A 4,417-nucleotide genomic window follows, 5' to 3' on the forward strand; every position below is an offset into this window, starting at 1 on the left:
CGGCGATGATGCACAGGAACACCCAGATGGTCAGATAACGCTCGAACGTGGACATCAGGCGGACTTTCCTTGCGGCGACGTCGAACCTTCCATCGTACCGATCTGGCGAAGCTTCGTCTCAAGCGCCATGTGATCGATGGAAGCCAGCGGCAGGCTTACGAAAGCTGCGATCCGGTTCTTTAGGAAACGTGCGGCCTGAGCGAAGGCACGCTGGATCTCGACTTCCGAGCCCACAGCGGCAGCAGGGTCCTCCACACCCCAATGGGCGGTCATCGGATGACCGATCCAGACCGGGCAGGCTTCGCCGGCAGCGCTGTCGCAGACGGTGAAGATGAAATCCATCTGCGGGGCGCCGGGTTTCGCGAACACGTCCCAGCTCTTCGACGAGAAGCCCGTCGAGGGATAGCCGAGCGCTTCCAGCTCCTTCAGGGCGTGCGGATTGACCTCGCCCTTCGGCTGGCTGCCGGCGGAGAAGGCTTTGAACCGTCCGCCACCTTCCTTGTTGAGAATGGCTTCGGCAAAAATAGAACGAGCGGAATTGCCCGTGCAGAGGAACAGCACGTTGTAGGTCTCATCGGTCATGGTCGTGGTCCGTGGTTAGGTCGGCGGCTTGATAAGCTTCATGATGGTCGCCGATGATGGGCAGATGGAGGAAAGCTGGCGGGTCGCCAGCACGGCTGCGGGAACGCTGTCCCGCTGGACTTCAGAAAATCCGACGCGCGTGAAGAACGGTGCTGCACTCGTCGTGGCAAGGAAGACGTCGCCGGCATGGTCGAGACCCGCCACCGCCCGCTGTACCAAAACGCTGCCCAGTCCTTGCCCCCGATGATCGGGAAGCACGACAACCGAACGGAGGAGAAAGTCATCACCGCAGTGCTCGACACCGAGGAAACCGATAGCCCGGCCATCCGATGATCGCGCCCTGAAGAAGGTGCGACCATGATCCTCGATGTCATCAGTTGGCAGATGCGCTTCCGTCAAGGCTGCCTTGAGGCCAGCGTCGTTGCCCTCAATTTGCTCCAACTTGATCGCGCTCATGACACCTTCGCGTCCGTGGCGCAGCAGGGCGTCAATTCGGCGATGAGCGGGGCGCAAAGCTCCGTCGATCCACCGCAGCAGTCTTTGAGGAGGAACAGCGTCAGCTCGCGCAAGCCATTGAGGTCGGCCCGGTAGATGATCGATCGGCTCTGCCGCTCGCTCGTCACCAAGCCTGCCCGCGAAAGCGTTGCAAGATGCGCCGACATGGTGTTTTGCGGTACGTCGATGAGGCGGGCGAGCTCGCCGGCCGGGATGCCATCGGGTTCGTAGCGGACAAGGAGACGGAAGGTCTCCAGCCGCGTGGTCTGGGCCAAGGCGCCCAGCGCCGAGATTGCTGCGATGCTTTCCATACATCCAGATTATAGGATATATGGAGATTGTCAACTGAAGCGAGCCGAAAAGTCTGATCGGGCTGACCCACGCTTGGGTCCGCAAATGTCCGAACACTAGATGGCCACATTTCTGATTTCGTCACGAGAGCAGACTGTCAGCTGCTAACTCGGCGGTTCCCGAGGGCAAGTAGTAGGCCAAAAACTAGGCTTGAGTAAAACGACTAAGCGACGGGGTCGGCGGTTCGTGTCCTTTCAAGAGCTTAACTAGCACATGGCGGCGCGAAAATGGTTTGAGTTCCACTCTGGAGTTCGTCATGCAATTGCATTACTATCTCCTAAGATGTGGGAGATAGCTATGGCTGCAAACGCTCTTGTCCAAACACGCATTGATTCCGACGTTCGGGACCGTGCCTCCGCCGTGCTTGAGAGCATGGGACTTACGGTATCTGATGCGGTCCGTATTTTGCTAACCCGTACAGCCAACGAGGGTGCGCTGCCACTTGAGCTTCTTTCGGGAAGTGAAGCGCATGATGCTTGGTTTCGCGCGAGGGTGCTCGAAGCGTTGAACGATACTCGACCAGATGTGTCCGACGAAGAAGTCGGTTCTCATTTTGCGCAACGTCGAGCAGCGGCCCGTCGCAAATCCGTTGCATCGAAATCGTGAAGCTCACTTGGTCTGCGTTTGCATTATCGGATCGCGACGGCATTTTCACATATACTGAGGCAGTCAATCCTTCAGCCGCCATCTTGATCGACGAACGGATCGTGGGCGCCACTCGTCGCCTGATCGATTTTCCCGCGAGCGGGCGCGTTGGTAGGATTGCTGGGACGCGCGAACTTGTGATCAACGGCACGCCTTATATCGTGGCATATACCGTTGCCGAAACAACAATCCGTATTCTTCGCGTCCTACATGGTGCGCAGGAATGGCCGGCCTCATAGCCAGGCGGGTGATTCGACTCCATTCAGCGGGGCACCAGTTCGTATCCCTCCTAGACCAAAAGAGATCTCGCAGCCATTTGGATTTGAGTTTCTCGCCGCGGTTCCCGTCATGGACGCGTTCCTGTCCCTAGCTTCGCATGACCAATTGCCAGCCGCTCCCGACAGCGGCCAACATCGCTAGGACCGCGATGACGGACACGCAGAGACGAAAGATGGCGAGCGCTGCCAACACGGTCAGGACCAGCGACGGCAGACCTAGGCAAACAGCACGTTTGTGCCGAACCAGACTGCGAGGTTGAGAATGACTTCGACGACCGCGGCCGTGATTGCCGACATCGCACCGCCGAGCGCGATGTTGCTCCGCATTTTCTCGATGAACGGTGCGCCCGCAAATATTCAGAGGAAACTCGGCAGGAAGGTCACCCAAGTCGCCAGGATCGCGCCCAGCGTCGCCGCCGTCAGCGCAGACAGTGCCCCCGGATCGCGATAGCCCGCGAGAAAACTGACGAACTGCGTCACCATGACGAGGGGACCAGGTGGCGTCTCGGCCATGCCAAGGCCGTCGAGCATTTCGCCCGGGCGGAGCCAGCCGTAGTTTTCCACCGCTGCCTGCGCGACATAGGCGAGTACGGCATGAGCCCCGCCGAAGGTCACCACAGCCATCTGGCTGAAGAACAGGCCGATCTTCGAGAACACGTTGTCCCAGCCAAGCGCCAGGATCAGCGCCGCGACGGGAATGAGCCAGAGCGCCGCCAGAGCACCGGAGGTCTTGAGCGACCAGGCGAGATTGGGCCTGGCGTGATGCGGGATATCCTCGCCGAGAACGGAATTGCTGTCTTCCAGTATCTTGCCCGATCCTGACTTGTGCCCAGCGCCTGCCTTGAACGCGGGAAGACCCGCCCGCCCGCCGATGTAGCCTACAAGCCCGGCCGCGACGATGATCAGCGGGAAGGGCACGTGGAGGAAAAAGAGCGCTACGAACGCTGCCGCCGCGATGGCAACCATGACGTTGTTTTTCAGCGCCCCACTGCCGATCCGGAAGACCGCCTGGACGACGACGGCGAGGACGCAATCGTGGTCGCGCTGACTAAAACGGTTAGAGAGCAGATAATTTGGAAGCGTCGACAGTAAGCTTTAAAGTGTGAGTAAGTTCTAAGAATGGGCGGTGCCTGGCTTGTCTTTGTGCGGTTTCATTAGTTGCGTTTCACATGAACGGTGAGAGGGCCGCGGGGATACCGAGCACGATGGTGAGGCTCAGGACTATGCTCATTGCCAGCTTCAATCGATTGCGTTTACGCGTCGTTTCGCCGGTCCAGTCGTAGGTCATGGTTGTCCCTTCATAGACATGCAAGCCGCATACTGATTTGCGGAAACGCAAATCTGTCCTCGGCACCGACGTAAGACAACCCGTTAAATATTGGGGCTCGGATGGTGGATAGGGAAAACCCGGGAGCGCCTCGTAACGCTCAACCGGGTCCCTGCGGGATCGATCTGATCTAGGTATCGAATCGATCCGTGCAGCTCGTGTGTTGGAAAGTAGGGGGATAGGGGCCCCCACTCGCTTGGAGCAGCGGGCGTGTGCCTCTCCCAGAATTCGCCGAGCGCGATAGGCGTCAAATGGAATGGGCTCGTTGGCGTGTCTGATTTGCTCAAGTCGTTTATCTATATCGGCAATTGCACGAGCCAGATCGTCGGCCGGCGCGTTTTTTGGCGCGATGCGGCGAAGGTACCGGTGCGGCATGCTCATTCCTCGAATCAGGCTCCATCCTGGAGCCCGGCCAGCCTATCCTTCTGTTCGGTCGATCCAAGCTACCGGAGATTGCGCAACGCCTTTTGGTCTTTAAAACCTTAATTTCCTCGAGCCGCTGTCGGTATTCGTACTAATTTCCTACACCGTTTACACAGGATTGAGTGCCGGCAACGATCGACTTAAGGGGCGGTCATGGCAGTGCTCGAGTACACCTGATGCCCATCGACCGGCTGATTTTGATCCCGAGCTTCTTCATGACGGTGAATAGCCCCTAGATTTGTAGACGCCTTCTTTCCTAATTTTGAGGCAGGAAGAGCATCATGAGCAAATCGAATTTCAGCGAAGATTTTAAGCG

At 58.3% G+C, this 4,417-nt stretch carries 6 protein-coding genes and 1 pseudogene; 2 read left to right on the forward strand and 5 right to left on the reverse strand.

The window, feature by feature from the left end:
* Positions 1-54 precede the first annotated feature (54 nt).
* From J2Y63_RS35195 to J2Y63_RS35205, 3 genes are read right to left on the reverse strand one after another with little or no spacing between them, the layout of a single operon-like run.
* Positions 55-582, reverse strand: coding sequence for an arsenate reductase ArsC (locus J2Y63_RS35195; RefSeq protein ID WP_435269806.1), 528 nt, complete (start codon positions 580-582; stop codon positions 55-57).
* Between the two features lie 15 nt (positions 583-597).
* Complete coding sequence (gene arsN2 / locus J2Y63_RS35200) at positions 598-1,038, reverse strand: arsenic resistance N-acetyltransferase ArsN2 (RefSeq protein WP_435269807.1); 441 nt, start codon at positions 1,036-1,038, stop codon at positions 598-600.
* The gene (locus J2Y63_RS35205) at positions 1,035-1,388 is read right to left on the reverse strand and encodes an ArsR/SmtB family transcription factor (RefSeq protein WP_435269808.1); all 354 of its coding nucleotides are present in this window, start codon (positions 1,386-1,388) and stop codon (positions 1,035-1,037) included. Before J2Y63_RS35205 ends, arsN2 begins: the two co-directional genes overlap by 4 nt.
* 337 nt (positions 1,389-1,725) lie before the next feature.
* Here J2Y63_RS35205 and J2Y63_RS35210 point away from each other — a divergent pair, with 337 nt between their 5' ends.
* Positions 1,726-2,034 carry a type II toxin-antitoxin system RelB/DinJ family antitoxin gene (locus tag J2Y63_RS35210; protein WP_435269809.1) on the forward strand — a complete coding sequence of 103 codons (309 nt, stop codon included), beginning with the start codon at positions 1,726-1,728 and terminating at the stop codon, positions 2,032-2,034.
* Entirely contained in the window at positions 2,031-2,312 is a 282-nt protein-coding gene (locus J2Y63_RS35215) for a type II toxin-antitoxin system RelE/ParE family toxin (RefSeq protein WP_435269810.1), read from the forward strand. Before J2Y63_RS35210 ends, J2Y63_RS35215 begins: the two co-directional genes overlap by 4 nt.
* A 127-nt stretch (positions 2,313-2,439) precedes the next feature.
* On the opposite strand, the pseudogene J2Y63_RS35220 reads toward J2Y63_RS35215, so the two are convergent.
* Both J2Y63_RS35220 and J2Y63_RS35225 read right to left on the reverse strand, forming a co-directional pair.
* A pseudogene (locus J2Y63_RS35220) lies at positions 2,440-3,380 on the reverse strand (chromate transporter); the annotation flags it as partial.
* A 136-nt stretch (positions 3,381-3,516) separates the two neighbouring features.
* Complete coding sequence (locus tag J2Y63_RS35225) at positions 3,517-3,639, reverse strand: hypothetical protein (RefSeq protein WP_435269811.1); 123 nt, start codon at positions 3,637-3,639, stop codon at positions 3,517-3,519.
* Between the last annotated feature and the right edge of the window lie 778 nt (positions 3,640-4,417).

The organism is Shinella sp. BE166 (assembly GCF_051201095.1).
Classification (GTDB): domain Bacteria; phylum Pseudomonadota; class Alphaproteobacteria; order Rhizobiales; family Rhizobiaceae; genus Shinella; species Shinella lacus.